The sequence below is a fragment of the Schinkia azotoformans LMG 9581 genome (assembly GCF_000307855.1).
GTDB classification, from domain to species: domain Bacteria; phylum Bacillota; class Bacilli; order Bacillales; family Bacillaceae_J; genus Schinkia; species Schinkia azotoformans.
Window position 1 is genome coordinate 39,061 of record NZ_AJLR01000036.1, and the last position, 15,863, is coordinate 54,923.

The window sequence follows — 15,863 nt, forward strand, 5'->3', positions numbered from 1 at the left end:
TTGCGAATTCCTATGTATGATAGATTTATATTACCATTATAAATATGACACTTCCTAATATAAATCCTTTATAATTTCGACTTCTTTATATGCTTATTTTCTTTGTAAACGCTTTTGCTATTTTTAATACATGGATTAAGCTTTTCTTTGTCTCTTGGAAGTTCATTTCCGCTGTCGGTTTACGGGCAATTATGACATAATCGATATTTTGCTTTAAGTCTTCCTTCAGTTCCAGAAAAGTCTGTCTGACATTTCTTTTGATCTGATTTCTAACGACGGCTTTTCCGATTTTTTTGCTTACAGATAAGCCAATTCTCATTTCAATTTGCTCCGGTTTTTCTAGCATATAAATGACAAATTGCCGATTGGCTACGGATACTCCTCGTTTAAAAACCGCTTGAAATTCATCATTCTTTTTAATTCTATTCCTTTTGTTCACGAAAATTCACTCCGGCGCTTCTGCTTTTCTTTGTCCAGCTCCAGCCACCCAGCGACTCGAAAAACTTCCCCCCGCCTCCCTGCGATAAGTCAACATCAACTCTCTTCGCACGTTGTGTTTCCTTTATCTCAGTCGCCGTGCTCCAGTTTTTTCGTCGCTAAACAGTCACCTTCGCTTTTCTAACCTTTATAGAAAAAAAACCACTGATCTTATTCAGTGGCCTATGCTGATAATACTTTTCTTCCTTTTCTACGACGACGAGCAAGAACGTTACGTCCATTTGCAGAGCTCATACGAGCGCGAAAACCATGTACTTTTTTATGCTTACGATTATTTGGTTGATAAGTACGTTTCATTATATTTGCACCTCCCTGAGGAAAAACTCTTAAAGACAGTCCTACTAAGTATAGCGGTCAGTAGGCATATTGTCAATCTTCCATGTAAAGTTCAAGTTTTCCCAAAAATTCTTTACGTAATATCCAAAATTCATCATGTGGATATCCTTTTCGACATTTTTCTACATGTTCACTAGTTATCTACAACCTTTACACAAAATATAGTGTTGTTGATAAGTTGGCTCCACAAGGTATGGTAATTGTGGATAAAGTGCCAAAACCCATTGCAATTAAGGGTTTTATTTGTTATTATATTTGTGTTTTCCCTTTTCTTACTATATATACTTATCCACATATGTGGACAACCTGTGTATAATTTTATTAACTATTGTGGAGAAATTTGTCCACACAGCTGTGTAAAAAGTCGAATAAACACTTTTCTACTATATTATATAATTATACACTTTTCTTGTGGAATTTATTTTTATGCAATTATATACATTTATCATTTTTGAGGGTGTACAAAAGCTGTACAAGCTGTTTTTTATGCCCTCCTTCGTTTTTTTTAAATCCTTTTCAAAGGAGGGAGTCTTTCTGTAATGGAAAACATCTCTGATTTATGGACCAAGGCTTTAGAAGCGATCCAGAAAAAATTAAGCAAGCCCAGCTTTGAAACTTGGTTAAAGTCAACAAAAGCTCACTCACTTACAAATGACACTTTAATCATTACTGCACCGAATGACTTTGCTAGAGATTGGCTTGAAACAAGGTATTCAAAACTAATAGCCGATACCATTCTTGATATCACGGGAGCGGAATTGGAAATAAAATTTGTCATCCCACAATCTCAAGAAGAGGAAGTGCTAAAATTTGAAGGCCCGGCCAAAAAGAAACAAGTTGAAGAGCATTCTGAAGAAATGCCCCAAAGTATGCTGATCCCTAAATATACCTTCGATACCTTTGTTATTGGGTCAGGCAATCGTTTTGCACATGCCGCATCCCTAGCTGTTGCAGAGGCACCAGCAAAAGCCTATAATCCATTGTTTATTTATGGGGGGGTTGGACTGGGAAAAACCCACTTAATGCATGCCATCGGGCATTATGTATTAGAACATAATCCTAATGCAAAAGTGGTTTACCTATCCTCTGAAAAATTTACAAATGAGTTTATTAACTCGATTCGTGATAATAAAGCGATTGAGTTTCGCAATAAATATCGCAAGGTTGACGTTCTTTTAATTGATGATATTCAATTTTTGGCTGGAAAAGAATCGACTCAAGAGGAATTTTTCCATACCTTCAATGCATTACATGAGGAAAGTAAACAAATAGTAATTTCAAGTGACCGCCCGCCAAAGGAAATTCCAACATTAGAGGATCGCTTGCGTTCAAGATTTGAATGGGGCCTGATTACGGACATCACACCACCTGATTTGGAGACAAGAATTGCCATCCTTCGCAAGAAGGCAAAGGCCGAGGGTCTCGATATTTCCAATGAAGTTATGATTTACATTGCTAATCAAATTGATACGAATATTCGGGAGCTGGAAGGTGCCCTTATCCGTGTAGTAGCATACTCCTCATTAATTAATAAAGACATTAATGCGGATTTAGCTGCGGAAGCACTTAAAGACATCATTCCAGGAACGAAGACAAAAGTAATCACCATTCAAGAAATTCAACGGGTTGTTGGCGAATTTTATCACGTGAAATTAGAGGATTTTAAAGCTAAGAAAAGAACAAAATCTGTCGCATTTCCACGGCAAATTGCAATGTATTTGTCGAGAGAGATGACGGATTCATCACTGCCGAAAATCGGTGAGGAGTTTGGCGGTAGAGACCATACAACAGTCATTCATGCCCATGAAAAAATCTCAAAACTCTTGCAGTCGGATACAGAATTCGGGCGGAGGATCCAAGAGATAGAAGAAAAACTTAAATTATAAAAGTATGGATTATGTGAATAACTTTAACTTACTTATATACAGTCTATCCACATGTGGATAGACTCTTCTACTGTTTCAAAATTACACTTATCCACAAATCCACAAGCCCTACTATTATTATTACTATATTTTTATTTCTTAAAATAATAATATATGCCAGCCAGTTTGAAAAAATAACAAATAGGAGGCATTTAAAAAATGCAATTTTCCATTCAACAAAATAAATTAGTAGATGCTGTTAACGATGTAATGAAAGCTGTATCATCAAGAACAACAATTCCAATTTTGACGGGAATTAAAATATCGGCTACTCATGATGGCGTAACCTTAACAGGAAGTGATTCAGATATTTCAATTGAGAGCTTTATTCCAGCTGAGGAAGAAGGTAATCAACATGTGGATATCCAAAGAACAGGAAGCATTGTTCTGCAGGCTAAATTTTTCAGTGAGATTGTAAAAAAATTACCGAAGGAAACTGTGGATATCGAGGTTCAAGATAATTTTTCCACTAAAATTGTTTCTGGAAGTGCTGAATTTAATTTAATTGGATTGGACCCTGAAGAATATCCACAGTTGCCGCAAATCTCCGATCATCATGCTTTTCAAATGCCAATCGACCTGCTAAAACAAATGACACGCCAAACCGTTTTTGCGGTGTCAACATCTGAAACAAGACCAGTTTTAACAGGTGTAAACTGGCGAATTGAAGATCGAGAATTGATTTGCGTAGCAACGGACAGCCATCGTCTGGCCATGAGAAAGGCTCCAATTGAGAGCGGGGAAATATCCAATATTACAAGTGTAGTTATTCCAGGAAAAAGCTTAAATGAATTAAATAAGATTTTAGAAGATACAAATGATCTAATCGATATTGTCATTACTGATAATCAAATATTGTTCAAAACAAAGTATTTATTATTTTTTTCACGATTATTAGAAGGCAATTATCCTGATACATCAAGACTGATCCCAACTGATTATAAGACCGAAGTTATCATTACGGCCAAGGATTTTCTGCAAGCAATCGATCGTGCCTCCTTACTAGCAAAAGAAGGACGAAACAATGTCGTTAAATTAACGACATTTGATAACAACAGTGTCCAAATTTCGACAACATTGCCTGAGGTTGGTAAAGTAGAGGAAGATGTAAATTGTGAATCCCTCATTGGAGAAGAATTAAAAATTTCTTTTAGTGCTAAATATATGATGGATGCTTTGAAGGCTTTGGATAGTACGGATATTAAAATAAGTTTTACAGGGGCTATGCGTCCGTTTTTAATTCGACCTTTAGATAATGATTCAATTCTTCAGCTTATCCTACCAGTAAGAACATACTAAAAGCGGAAGAGCTGGATAAAGAAGCACCAACTTTTATTTGAAAGCTGAACGGGAAATAAATTCAATAGTTCCTGTTTTAGCTTTCTTTTATATTTATCCAACATTTAGTAAAATGAAACTAACAGCAAAAAATGTGATCGAATACAAAATTGAGGTGAGAAATGATGGCTACTGAAGTTACCATTTCAACGGAATATATCACGTTAGGTCAATTTCTAAAATTGGCTGGAATCATTGATACCGGTGGTGCCGTTAAATGGTTTTTAAGTGAACATGAAGTTTTCGTCAATGGTGAACCTGAAAATCGAAGAGGCAAAAAGCTGATACACAATGATGAAGTATCTGTTAAAGGGATTGGGGCTTTTAAAATTGTTTTTAACTGAACTATCATTAACAAACTACAGAAACTATAAGAAAACCAGGCTTTCTTTTGAAAATAAAGTAAATGTAATCCTTGGTGAGAATGCACAAGGGAAAACAAATTTGATGGAAAGTATATATGTGTTAGCGATTGCAAAGTCTCATCGGACGTCAAGAGATAAAGAACTTATCAAATGGGATGAAGAGTATGCTAAAATAGAAGGAAGAGTGCAAAAAAGAATGTCCGCTCTTTCACTTGAACTTGTAATATCAAATAAAGGCAAAAAAGCAAAGGTAAATTCGTTAGAACAAAAAAAATTAAGCAGCTATATTGGTTCATTAAATGTCGTGATGTTCGCACCTGAGGATTTAAATCTTGTCAAAGGAAGTCCTCAGGTTCGTCGACGTTTTATAGACATTGAGATCGGGCAAGTTATGCCAGTCTATATGCATGATTTAAATCAGTATCATCATATTTTGCAACAGCGGAATCATTTACTAAAACAATATAATCGCTCCCCTGAGAAAAATAAGGTTATGCTCGAAATATTGACAACCCAGCTTGTCGAAATTGCGGTAAAAATAACGAATCGTAGAATTCACTTTTTACATTTGCTGCAAAATTGGGCTGAACCCATCCATAAGGGCATCTCAAGAGGTCTAGAAACGCTGAAAATTCAGTATAATCCTTCTGTTGATGTATCAGAGGATATAGAGTTGTCAAAAATGGTAGAAGTATATTATGAAAAATTTTCAAAAATTAAAGAAAAAGAAATTGACAGAGGGATTACATTGGCTGGTCCGCATCGCGATGACATGCAGTTTTTTGTAAATGATAAGGATGTTCAAGTGTATGGCTCTCAAGGACAGCAGCGAACAACGGCTTTATCAATAAAATTGGCGGAAATTGAATTAATTAAATCAGAGGTTGGAGAATACCCGATTCTACTTTTAGATGATGTACTTTCGGAACTTGATGACTATAGACAATCACATTTACTAAATACCATTCAAGGCAAAGTTCAAACATTCGTTACAACGACAAGTGTGGAAGGAATTGATCATGAAACATTAAAAAAGGCTGCAAAATTTTATGTAACAGCAGGTGGCGTTGAAAATTCCTAAACTTTGAGCGAGGGGTGGATAAGTGTTTGTTTCTGCATTTAGGTGAGGATATTGTTCTACAAACAAAAGAAATCGTGGCTATTATTGATTCGAATTTAGCCGAAGAATCGGAAATTTTAAAGGAATTTATCGATGTGAATAACAAAAAAAATAATATTGTTCACATCTCAGATGGAACGGTTAAATCTATTGTTGTAACTGAAAATAAGGTTTATTTTTCACCGTTAACAGCCGTCACATTAAAAAGACGGTCCCAATATATCTATGAGTTGGAAATGGTAAGCGAATAAAGGTAAACAAAGTGAAGGTGGTTTTAGTGGCCATGGAAGAAAAACAAACAGTAGTAGAAACAAGCTATGATGCTAATCAGATACAGGTTCTTGAGGGTCTAGAGGCTGTAAGAAAGCGCCCAGGAATGTACATTGGATCTACTAGTGGAAAAGGTCTTCATCATCTCGTTTGGGAAATTGTTGATAATAGTATTGATGAGGCATTAGCCGGCTATTGTACGGAGATCAAGGTAACAATTGAAGCGGACAATAGTATTACGGTAACAGATAACGGGCGTGGGATTCCTGTCGGTATTCAGGAGAAGATGGGACGTCCGGCGGTTGAAGTAATCATGACTGTCCTTCATGCCGGCGGTAAGTTTGGCGGTGGCGGCTATAAAGTGTCTGGTGGTCTGCATGGCGTTGGTGCATCTGTAGTTAACGCTTTATCGACTGAACTAGAGGTTTTTGTTCACCTTGATGGTAAGATTCATTATATAAAATTTGAGCGCGGCGCTGTTGTCGAAGAGTTAAAAGTTATTGGGGAAACTGATAAAACTGGAACGATCGTCCATTTTAGTCCTGACCCTGAAATTTTCCAGGAAACAACCGTTTACGAGTACGATGTATTAGCGACTCGTCTTCGTGAGCTGGCTTTCTTAAATCGCGGTTTAAATTTAATCATTGAAGATAAGCGCCCGGAAGGAAAAACGCAGCATTGGTGCTATGAAGGCGGTATTATTTCCTATGTTGAACATTTAAACCGTTCTCGTGAAGTTATTCATGAAGAGCCTGTCTATGTGATGGGTGAAAAAGATGGGATTACTGCCGAGGTGGCCCTTCAGTACAATGACAGTTATGTTAGTAATATATATTCTTTTGCAAATAATATTCATACATATGAGGGCGGAACCCATGAGGTTGGTTTCAAAACAGCTTTAACACGTGTTATTAATGACTATGCAAGAAAAAGCGGTATGTTTAAAGAAAATGACCCCAATTTAACCGGGGACGATGTTCGTGAAGGGTTGACAACGATTATATCCGTTAAACATCCTGACCCACAATTCGAGGGCCAGACAAAGACAAAGCTTGGGAATAGTGAAGTTAGAGCGATTGTTGATTCTGTATTCTCAGAGCAATTAGATAAATTTTTAATGGAGAATCCTTCAGTAGGTAAAAAAATTGTCGAAAAAGGATTAATGGCTTCAAGGGCAAGAATTGCTGCTAAAAAGGCGAGAGAATTGACACGCCGTAAAGGTGCCCTGGAAATATCAAGTCTACCTGGAAAACTGGCTGACTGTTCATCCAAAGACGCTTCTATTAGTGAATTATATATCGTTGAGGGTGACTCTGCGGGTGGTTCAGCTAAATCAGGAAGGGATCGCCATTTCCAAGCCATCCTTCCATTACGCGGTAAAATCCTTAACGTAGAAAAAGCACGTTTAGATAGAATTTTATCAAATAATGAGATTCGTACGATTATTACAGCACTTGGAACTGGAATAGGCGAAGATTTTGATATTTCAAAGGCAAGATATCACAAGATTGTCATTATGACCGACGCGGATGTTGACGGAGCACATATTCGTACACTGCTGTTAACATTCTTCTATCGCTTTATGAAGCCAATCATCGAAAATGGCTATATTTATATTGCTCAACCACCTTTATATAAGGTGCAGCAAGGGAAAAAGGTGATATATGCTTATAATGACCGTGAGTTAGAAGCGGTTTTAGCCGAATTACCTGATAACCCTAAACCAAGTTTACAACGCTATAAAGGTCTTGGGGAGATGAATCCAGAACAGTTATGGGAAACTACAATGGACCCGGAAGTTCGGACATTGCTTCAAGTACAGCTTCAGGATGCAATGGAAGCAGATGAAGTATTTGAAATCTTAATGGGGGATCAAGTAGAGCCACGACGTGAATTTATCCAAGAAAATGCCCGTTATGTTAAAAATCTAGATATATAGAGAGGAGGGGCTTAAGATATGCAGGAAGAACGTCAACAAATACAAGAAATAAATTTAAGCACTGAAATGAAGACATCCTTTTTAGACTATGCCATGAGTGTTATCGTATCTCGTGCTTTACCTGATGTAAGGGATGGCCTGAAGCCAGTGCATCGAAGAATCTTATTTGCGATGAATGAGTTGGGGAATACAGCAGATAAGGCACATAAAAAATCTGCCCGTATCGTTGGTGATGTAATCGGTAAATATCATCCACACGGTGATTCTGCCGTATATGAAGCAATGGTTCGGATGGCTCAAGATTTTAACTTTCGCTATATGTTAGTGGATGGTCACGGAAACTTCGGATCCGTGGACGGAGACCCAGCAGCTGCGATGCGTTATACAGAAGCACGGATGTCTAAGTTGGCAATGGAAATGTTGCGCGATATCAACAAAGATACGATTGACTATCAAGATAACTATGATGGATCGGAAAAGGAGCCAGTCGTATTACCTGCAAGATTTCCAAACCTTTTAGTAAATGGAGCTTCAGGTATTGCCGTAGGGATGGCCACTAATATTCCCCCGCATCATTTAGGGGAAGTCATTGACGGAGTTTTAGCAGTCAGCCGTAATCGTGACATTACCATTGCTGAATTGATGGAAATTGTACCTGGACCTGACTTTCCAACAGCTGGACAAATATTAGGCCGCAGTGGTATACGCCGGGCCTATGAGACAGGAAGAGGGTCCATTACCCTCCGTGCTAAATCATTTATTGAGGAAAAGGCAAACGGAAGACAAACAATTATCATCAATGAAATACCTTACCAGGTTAATAAAGCAAAGCTGATTGAAAAAATAGCGGAGCTTGTGCACGACAAAAAAATTGAGGGAATATCAGATCTCCGTGATGAATCAGACCGTAATGGTATGAGAATCGTGATTGAGGTTAAGCGGGATGCAAATGCTAATGTCCTTTTAAATAACTTATTTAAACTAACGGCATTGCAATCTAGCTTTGGTATCAATATGCTTGCCCTTGTCGACGGTCATCCAAAGGTATTGAACTTAAAACAAATGTTAAGCCATTACCTTGATCATCAGATTGTGATCATTCGCCGCAGAACTGAATTTGAACTGCGCAAGGCTGAAGCCCGTGCTCACATTTTAGAAGGTTTAAGAATCGCTCTAGACCATATAGATGAAATTATTTCCTTAATTCGCGCCTCGCAAACAACGGATATTGCGAGACAAGGATTGATGGAGAGATTTAATTTATCTGAAAAGCAAGCACAAGCAATTTTAGATATGCGCTTGCAGCGTCTAACAGGTTTAGAACGTGAGAAAATTGAAGAAGAGTATCAGGAACTGATCAAACTCATTGCAGAATTAAAAGCAATATTAGCGGATGAAGAAAAGGTTCTTGATATTATTCGCGAAGAATTAACTGAAATTAAAGAGCGCTTTTATGATAAACGCCGCACTGAAATTATTTCCGGCAGCTTTGGCGAGATTGAAGACGAGGATTTAATCCCAGAGCAAAGCATCGTTATTTCGCTTACCCACAAAGGTTATATTAAGAGATTGCCGGCTGATACTTACAGAAGCCAAAGAAGAGGTGGTCGTGGGGTACAAGGAATGGGCACCAATGAAGATGACTTTGTTGAACATTTACTTTCTACTTCAACCCACAATACGATTCTTTTCTTTAGCAATAAAGGAAAGGTGTATCGCCTAAAAGGCTATGAAATTCCTGAATTCAGCCGAACAGCAAAAGGAATTCCAATCATTAATTTATTGGAAATTGAGAAAGATGAATGGATCAACGCTGTGATTCCGGTTGAGGAATTTTTAGACGACTGGTACTTGTTCTTTGCAACGAAGCAAGGTGTTGTCAAGCGTTCATCATTATCTTCATTTGCCAATATTCGAAAAGGTGGTTTAATTGCCCTTCATTTAAGGGAAGGTGACGAGGTTATCTCAGTCGGACTAACTGACGGCCAACGAGAGATTATGATTGGTACTAAGAATGGGATGTTAATTCGCTTTAATGAGACCGATGTTCGTTCAATGAGCCGGTTGGCGACTGGTGTAAAAGGAATCAATCTAAATGAAGATGATCATGTCATCGGTATGGAAATCATTGAAGGAAAAGAAGATGTATTAGTTGTAACGCGTCATGGCTACGGTAAACGTACACCTTTAAGTGAATACCGTATGCAAAGCCGCGGTGGAAAAGGTATTAAGACTTGTAATATTACTGAAAAAAATGGACCATTATCGGCGATTAAAGCAGTTACAGGTGAAGAGGATTTAATGCTCATCACCGAAAGCGGCATCGTAATTCGGATGGCTGTAGATACAATTTCAATTACCGGACGTAATACACAGGGTGTTAAACTAATGCGTCTTGATGAAAATGAGGTTGTTTCTACTGTTGCAAAAGTTGACCGTGAAGAAGAGGAAGAAGAGCAACCGGAGAATGAAGTGGCGGTTGAAGAAACAAATGAAGAAGCGCCAGAGGATTCAGAACCGGATCAAAATGAATAAGTAACACAAAGTCTATGACACTTTTGGAAATTAGTTAAGGGGGAGAGACATTTATGAAAGTCCAGACTAGTCAATTAATAGAAGGCTGTATATTATCTGCAGATGTCTTTTCACTAACTAATTTTCCGATTGTTTCACAGAAAACAGTCTTATCAAAAAAAACAATAGAAATACTTAATGCCTTTTTAATAAAAGAAGTTGCGGTAGAGCCTACTCTTGTTACTGGTGAGCCATTTAATCCTGCTTGGATTGAAGATGGGAATCAATTCAAAAAGGAAGAATCTACAATAGTCCAACATAGCTTTACGGAGAAGTATCTAAAGGCTGTCCAAGGCTATAAAAAACTGTTTCAAAGTTGGCAGTCAGGTATGGTCATTGATATGCCAGCTGTAAGGACATTAGTAGTACCGATTATTGAGGGAGCAATTGAAAATCCACGGGAATTATTTACTCTTCACCATTATTCAACGATGGAGGACTACCTATATCATCATGCTATTTCAGTTGCAGCAATGTCAGCTGTATTGGCTAGTGTGCTTAACTTCTCAAAAGGAGATTATATTCAGATTGGTATTGCGGGTGCTATGTGTGATTGCGGTATGGCCAAAATTCCAATGAAAATCATGAATAAAAAGGGACCATTGACAAGAGAGGAATTTGAAGAAGTCAAAAAACACCCAGTCTATAGCTACATCCTTTTAAAGGATATTAAACTTCTCAGAGATGAAGTGAAAAAGGCTGTCTATCAGCATCATGAACGAATTGATGGAAGCGGCTACCCTAATGGTGTTCATTCAGATTATTTACACCCTTATGAAAGAATTATTTCTGTTGCCGATGTCTATCATGCCATGACGTCAGAAAGAAATTACCGCAGTAAGCAATCTCCATTTAAAGTATTAGAATCAATATTGCAGGATCAGTTTGGCAAATTTGATATGAAGGTTGTCCAAACTTTAACTAAAATAATGACGAACTTTTCTTCCGGGACAAAGGTCCGATTATCGAATAATAAAATTGGAGAAATTGTTTTTATTGAGCAAAAATCCCCAACAAGGCCAATGGTCAGATTAGATGAATCAGGGGAGATCATCCAGCTTGTTAATCAGCGAGATCTTTTTATCGAAGAAATACTATAACCTTATTCAGCAAAAAGCGTGCTGAGTAAAGTTAAGCCTCCGGCGGATGTCTCAGATTTTCAAAGGTAATTTTTCGAGCAAGCTCGAAAAAATCTGGGCGCAAATACTCCAAGGCGCATTTGATTAATTGGGAAGGGTCTGTCCAAAAGTGCTGCTCTAAAGCATTTTCATGGGCAATCCCTTCCTTTTACTTAAATTTTTGTTTTTTGCAAGTATTGATTAATAAGATACGGAACTTTTACAGCAGTAACACTTAAGAATTGCTCAATAAATGGGTAATCCAAGCTGTCGAAGCCATGTAATAGCTCACTCCACCATTCAGTCTCATACCTGCTAATCATACTTAAATTATAAAGCAGCAAATAATGTGTTAAGATCTCTGGAAAAAACAAAAACTGCTCTTTGTCGGTGGGGATATGTAATGTATTTTCAAAGCAATCAAATTGGAGCGGCGAACAGTCATTAGGATTTATTGGGCCATTCGCTCGCAATTCAATATAGTTTGGTTGTTTGCAACCCGCGCCCGCCTTGTTGATTATTTGGTAATCAAAAGACAATATTTCTTTTAAAAAATGATCAAAGCGGTCAACCGTCATATGCAAATCATCTAATATGCAAGCAGGTATGATAAAAGTTTGGTCATCTAGGCCTGCTATTTTATAGTTTTGTTGCTTCTCTAAGCTAACTTGAAAAAGGTAATCTAATTCAGGAATCCGCCCTAATAGAAAGTCCATAGTGTATTTTTCCGAATCTAGATGGTGTTTCACATGGAACATTTTGACGGCAACATGTGAGAACAAACCATTTTTTTGGGCCTTTACTTCATCCTTTAGAAAGTCATAGTTTCTTTTTTTTCTTTTACGTGTTGTCACACCATGTGCTAAAACAGTGGAGGATTCAGGGTATTCCGGGTCAACTGTCAGTAGACAAGCTTTAAGCAACTGAACCATTCCGTAAAACAATAAAATGGGCTTGATTGACAAAGGAGCTTGTTTAGAAAGCTCATAATAGCTTTTTCCATGATCTAGATAATAAATAAATGGATAGCAGTTTTCGAAGCTCTTCTTTTCGGAATCATCGACACCGTTATGTTGGTAGCTATGTAAAAGGTATCTCTGTACATTGATTGAGGAATGAAAAATTGCGAATGATTTCCAAACAGAATCCCAAGAGCCCATACTGATTTTGCCTCCAATTAAAACTTATTATAAAAATATTGTCGAGATCATTGTCGTTCCTTGACAGTATTGTGTCCAATTGTTAAGCTACTAATAATATTTTTCAGAAATTTATGCGAGGGAGAAGATTTTACCATGTGGGAAAGTAAGTTTAGTAAGGAAGGATTAACATTTGACGATGTGTTGTTAGTTCCGGCTCATTCTAATGTTTTACCAAAAGATGTTAAAGTAAAGACCGTTCTTTCAGAGACATTAAAGCTCAATATTCCATTAATTAGCGCCGGTATGGATACTGTTACAGAAGCAGACATGGCTATTGCAATGGCAAGACAAGGTGGCCTTGGTATTATCCATAAAAACATGTCAGTTGAACAACAAGCTGAGCAGGTAGACAAGGTAAAACGTTCTGAAAGTGGCGTTATTACAAATCCATTCTTTTTAACACCAGAACATCAAGTGTTCGATGCAGAACATTTAATGAGCAAATATCGGATTTCTGGTGTTCCTATCGTTAATAATGAAAACGACCTTAAATTAGTTGGTATTCTAACTAACCGTGACCTTCGCTTTATTCAAGATTACTCAATCAAAATTTATGATGTGATGACAAAAGAAAACTTAGTTACCGCCCCAGTTGGGACAACTTTAGTACAGGCAGAAAAGATTCTCCAACAATATAAAATTGAGAAATTACCTTTAGTTGATAATGAAGGTACATTAAAAGGATTAATCACAATTAAAGATATTGAAAAAGTCATTGAATTTCCTAATTCCGCAAAAGACAGTCAGGGAAGATTGTTGGTTGGAGCAGCAGTTGGTGCAACGGTTGATGCCTTGATTCGCGTTGAAGCATTGGTGAATGCTGGCGTCGATGTAATTGTGATCGATACAGCACACGGACATTCTGAAGGTGTTCTAAAAAGAGTTCGCGAAATTAGAGATGCCTATCCAAATTTAAATATTATTGCAGGTAATGTTGCTACAGGTGAAGGTACGAAGGCGTTAATCGAAGCTGGTGTTAATATTGTTAAAGTTGGTATTGGACCAGGTTCTATTTGTACTACTCGTGTAGTTGCTGGTGTTGGCGTACCGCAAATTACAGCTGTTTATGATTGTGCTACGGAAGCAAGAAAGTATGGTGTTCCAATTATCGCGGACGGCGGTATTAAGTATTCAGGGGATATTGTAAAGGCGATTGCAGCAGGTGCAAATGCTGTTATGCTTGGAAGTATTTTTGCTGGTACAACTGAAAGCCCTGGTGAAACGGAAATTTTCCAAGGCCGTCGTTTTAAAGTATATCGCGGCATGGGTTCTGTTGGAGCTATGGAAAGAGGAAGTAAGGACCGTTATTTCCAAGAAGAAAATCAAAAGTTCGTTCCAGAGGGAATTGAAGGACGTGTTCCATATAAAGGGCCACTAGCCGATATGGTCTATCAATTAGTTGGCGGACTTCGTTCAGGAATGGGATATTGTGGTGCTGAAGACCTTGAGTATTTGCGTGAAAATGGACAATTTATTCGTATGACTGGCGCCGGCTTGCGCGAAAGCCACCCGCATGATGTCCAAATTACAAAAGAATCACCAAATTATTCTGTGTAATTTTCATATACTTGTAAAATTTTAACAACTGTTCTTTTTAAAACAGAGGAGGTTTTCCTCTGTTTTTTTTATGTTAAATTTGATAGAATAGCCGTTGGGATTAAAAAGTAAAATAACCATTGAAGGTAGATCTCTATAGATGGTTTTGAGAAATTATTGGAGGGATTTGAATTGAAAAAACATATAAGGAACAAAGGTTTCCTTTATAGTTTGCTTACACTACTGTTATTTACTACTTTATTTGCAAATTTCCCTACTAAAGCGAGTGCTGTCGAGCTTGGTCTGGAAGCGGAAGCAGCGATCTTAGTTGATGCAAATTCGGGGAAAATCTTATATGAGTTAAACCCAGATATGACTTTACCTCCTGCCAGTATGTCAAAAATGATGACAGAGTATTTATTGCTAGAGGCAATTCACAACAAACAAGTAAGCTGGGACCAGGAAGTATCCATTACTGACTATGTATACAAAATCTCTCAAAATACAAAGCTATCAAATGTTCCGTTAAGAAAGGACATTAAATATACAGTAAGAGAGCTTTACGAATCAATGGCAATCTACTCTGCCAATGGTTCAACAATTGCATTAGCTGAAACAATTGCCGGCTCTGAGACAAATTTCATTAAAATGATGAATGATAAAGCTCAAGCATTAGGGATGGAGGATGCTAAATTCGTCAATTCAACGGGTTTAAATAATCAAGACCTATTAGGCATGCATCCCAAGGGGACAGGTGAGACAGAAGAAAATATGATGTCACCACGATCTGTAGCAATCTTGGCTTACTCCTTACTTAAAGATTATCCTGAGGTTTTGGAAACTGCGAGCATTCCTTTTAAAAAATTCACAAAAGGAATTGATGGCGAAGGAATTAGCATGTTGAACTGGAATGCTATGCTCCCTAATATTCCTGGATATTTACAGCAATTCGCGTACCAAGGTGTAGACGGACTTAAGACAGGTTCTACATCTCTTGCAGGCTATTGCTTCACAGGAACAGCAGAGCGTAATGGAATGAGACTTATAAGTGTTGTCATGAAGACCAATTCGCAATATAAACGTTTTGAAGAAACTAAAAAACTATTTGATTATGGATTTAGTAACTTTGTAGAAAAAGAACTTTTCCCTGCAAACTATCAAGTCAAAAAGCATGATGTCCTAAAGGTTGAAAAGGGAAAACAAAAAGAGGTTCAAATTGCTAGTAAAGAAGCTTTAAAAACTGTAATTAAAACAAATGAAGAAGAGCTATATGAACCAAAGTTAATATTAGACAAAAAGGCCCTTACGAAAAAAGGCACATTAGTCGCTCCCGCAGAAAAAGGGCAAAAGGTTGGCTACTTAACCTATGAATATAAAGGTGAAAATAACTATGGCTACCTATTAAAAAATGGTGCTGCTAGTGAAAAGGTAGCTATCGTTACACAAACAGGTGTTGAAAAAGCAAATTGGTTCTCATTAACAATGCGGGCGATCGGTGGCTTCTTCGCTGATATTTGGTCAAGTGTAGCCGGTGGTATCGCAGGTTTATTTTCATAATAATACGAAGTAAAAAACAGTAAAATCCATAAAGTCTACGATGGAATATTCGAGTATTCCTAGTAGAATTTATGGATTTTTTATT

13 protein-coding genes are annotated in these 15,863 nt (G+C 37.5%); 10 read left to right on the forward strand and 3 right to left on the reverse strand.

The annotated features are described in order from the left end of the window. Nucleotides 1–85: 85 nt before the first annotated feature. Both rnpA and rpmH read right to left on the reverse strand, forming a co-directional pair. A complete protein-coding gene (gene rnpA, locus BAZO_RS02920; protein WP_003329766.1) occupies nt 86–439 on the reverse strand; it encodes a ribonuclease P protein component in 354 nt (117 codons plus the stop codon). Between the two features lie 221 nt (nt 440–660). Then, entirely contained in the window at nt 661–795 is a 135-nt protein-coding gene (gene rpmH, locus BAZO_RS02925) for a 50S ribosomal protein L34 (protein ID WP_003329767.1), read from the reverse strand. A 578-nt stretch (nt 796–1,373) separates the two neighbouring features. Between rpmH and dnaA the strand changes: the two genes are divergently transcribed. The 8 genes from dnaA to BAZO_RS02965 all read left to right on the forward strand — a co-directional run bounded on the left by dnaA (nt 1,374) and on the right by BAZO_RS02965 (nt 11,465). Further along, nucleotides 1,374–2,720, forward strand: coding sequence for a chromosomal replication initiator protein DnaA (dnaA, locus tag BAZO_RS02930; RefSeq protein ID WP_003329768.1), 1,347 nt, complete (start codon nt 1,374–1,376; stop codon nt 2,718–2,720). Between the two features lie 198 nt (nt 2,721–2,918). Then, nucleotides 2,919–4,058: a DNA polymerase III subunit beta gene (gene dnaN, locus BAZO_RS02935; RefSeq protein ID WP_003329769.1), complete on the forward strand. Its 1,140-nt coding sequence runs from the start codon at nt 2,919–2,921 to the stop codon at nt 4,056–4,058. A gap of 164 nt (nt 4,059–4,222) precedes the next feature. After that, complete coding sequence (yaaA, locus tag BAZO_RS02940; RefSeq protein WP_003329770.1) at nt 4,223–4,441, forward strand: S4 domain-containing protein YaaA; 219 nt, start codon at nt 4,223–4,225, stop codon at nt 4,439–4,441. Continuing rightward, nucleotides 4,428–5,543 carry a DNA replication/repair protein RecF gene (gene recF, locus BAZO_RS02945; RefSeq protein WP_003329771.1) on the forward strand — a complete coding sequence of 372 codons (1,116 nt, stop codon included), beginning with the start codon at nt 4,428–4,430 and terminating at the stop codon, nt 5,541–5,543. The genes yaaA and recF overlap by 14 nt, the downstream gene beginning before the upstream one ends. Nucleotides 5,544–5,569: 26 nt before the next feature. Next, nucleotides 5,570–5,833 (forward strand): extracellular matrix regulator RemB, encoded by a 264-nt coding sequence (remB, locus tag BAZO_RS02950; protein ID WP_003329773.1) that lies wholly within the window; start codon nt 5,570–5,572, stop codon nt 5,831–5,833. A 32-nt stretch (nt 5,834–5,865) separates the two neighbouring features. Then, a complete protein-coding gene (gene gyrB / locus BAZO_RS02955; protein ID WP_003329774.1) occupies nt 5,866–7,791 on the forward strand; it encodes a DNA topoisomerase (ATP-hydrolyzing) subunit B in 1,926 nt (641 codons plus the stop codon). A gap of 18 nt (nt 7,792–7,809) precedes the next feature. Then, nucleotides 7,810–10,326 carry a DNA gyrase subunit A gene (gene gyrA, locus BAZO_RS02960; RefSeq protein WP_003329775.1) on the forward strand — a complete coding sequence of 839 codons (2,517 nt, stop codon included), beginning with the start codon at nt 7,810–7,812 and terminating at the stop codon, nt 10,324–10,326. Nucleotides 10,327–10,379: 53 nt separating this feature from the next. Next, nucleotides 10,380–11,465, forward strand: a complete 1,086-nt coding sequence (locus BAZO_RS02965) for an HD-GYP domain-containing protein (RefSeq protein ID WP_003329776.1) — start codon at nt 10,380–10,382, stop codon at nt 11,463–11,465. Between the two features lie 191 nt (nt 11,466–11,656). Here BAZO_RS02965 and BAZO_RS02970 read toward each other — a convergent pair whose 3' ends face one another. Further along, entirely contained in the window at nt 11,657–12,643 is a 987-nt protein-coding gene (locus BAZO_RS02970; protein WP_003329777.1) for a YaaC family protein, read from the reverse strand. A 135-nt stretch (nt 12,644–12,778) separates the two neighbouring features. Here BAZO_RS02970 and guaB point away from each other — a divergent pair, with 135 nt between their 5' ends. Together guaB and BAZO_RS02980 are read left to right on the forward strand one after the other, a co-directional pair. Then, on the forward strand, nt 12,779–14,242 hold the full coding sequence (gene guaB / locus BAZO_RS02975; protein WP_003329778.1) for an IMP dehydrogenase: 1,464 nt from the start codon (nt 12,779–12,781) through the stop codon (nt 14,240–14,242). A gap of 171 nt (nt 14,243–14,413) precedes the next feature. Continuing rightward, nucleotides 14,414–15,778 (forward strand): D-alanyl-D-alanine carboxypeptidase family protein, encoded by a 1,365-nt coding sequence (locus tag BAZO_RS02980; RefSeq protein WP_003329779.1) that lies wholly within the window; start codon nt 14,414–14,416, stop codon nt 15,776–15,778. Nucleotides 15,779–15,863: the final 85 nt, after the last annotated feature.

Excerpts from the sequence above, each read along its gene's own strand:
- rpmH (WP_003329767.1), bottom strand. The coding sequence starts at position 795 with ATGAAACGTACTTATCAACCAAATAATCGTAAGCATAAAAAAGTACAT.
- dnaA (WP_003329768.1), top strand. The coding sequence starts at position 1,374 with ATGGAAAACATCTCTGATTTATGGACCAAGGCTTTAGAAGCGATCCAG.
- dnaN (WP_003329769.1), top strand. The coding sequence starts at position 2,919 with ATGCAATTTTCCATTCAACAAAATAAATTAGTAGATGCTGTTAACGAT.
- yaaA (WP_003329770.1), top strand. The coding sequence starts at position 4,223 with ATGGCTACTGAAGTTACCATTTCAACGGAATATATCACGTTAGGTCAA.
- gyrB (WP_003329774.1), top strand. The coding sequence starts at position 5,866 with ATGGAAGAAAAACAAACAGTAGTAGAAACAAGCTATGATGCTAATCAG.
- gyrA (WP_003329775.1), top strand. The coding sequence starts at position 7,810 with ATGCAGGAAGAACGTCAACAAATACAAGAAATAAATTTAAGCACTGAA.
- BAZO_RS02965 (WP_003329776.1), top strand. The coding sequence starts at position 10,380 with ATGAAAGTCCAGACTAGTCAATTAATAGAAGGCTGTATATTATCTGCA.
- BAZO_RS02970 (WP_003329777.1), bottom strand. The coding sequence starts at position 12,643 with ATGGGCTCTTGGGATTCTGTTTGGAAATCATTCGCAATTTTTCATTCC.
- guaB (WP_003329778.1), top strand. The coding sequence starts at position 12,779 with ATGTGGGAAAGTAAGTTTAGTAAGGAAGGATTAACATTTGACGATGTG.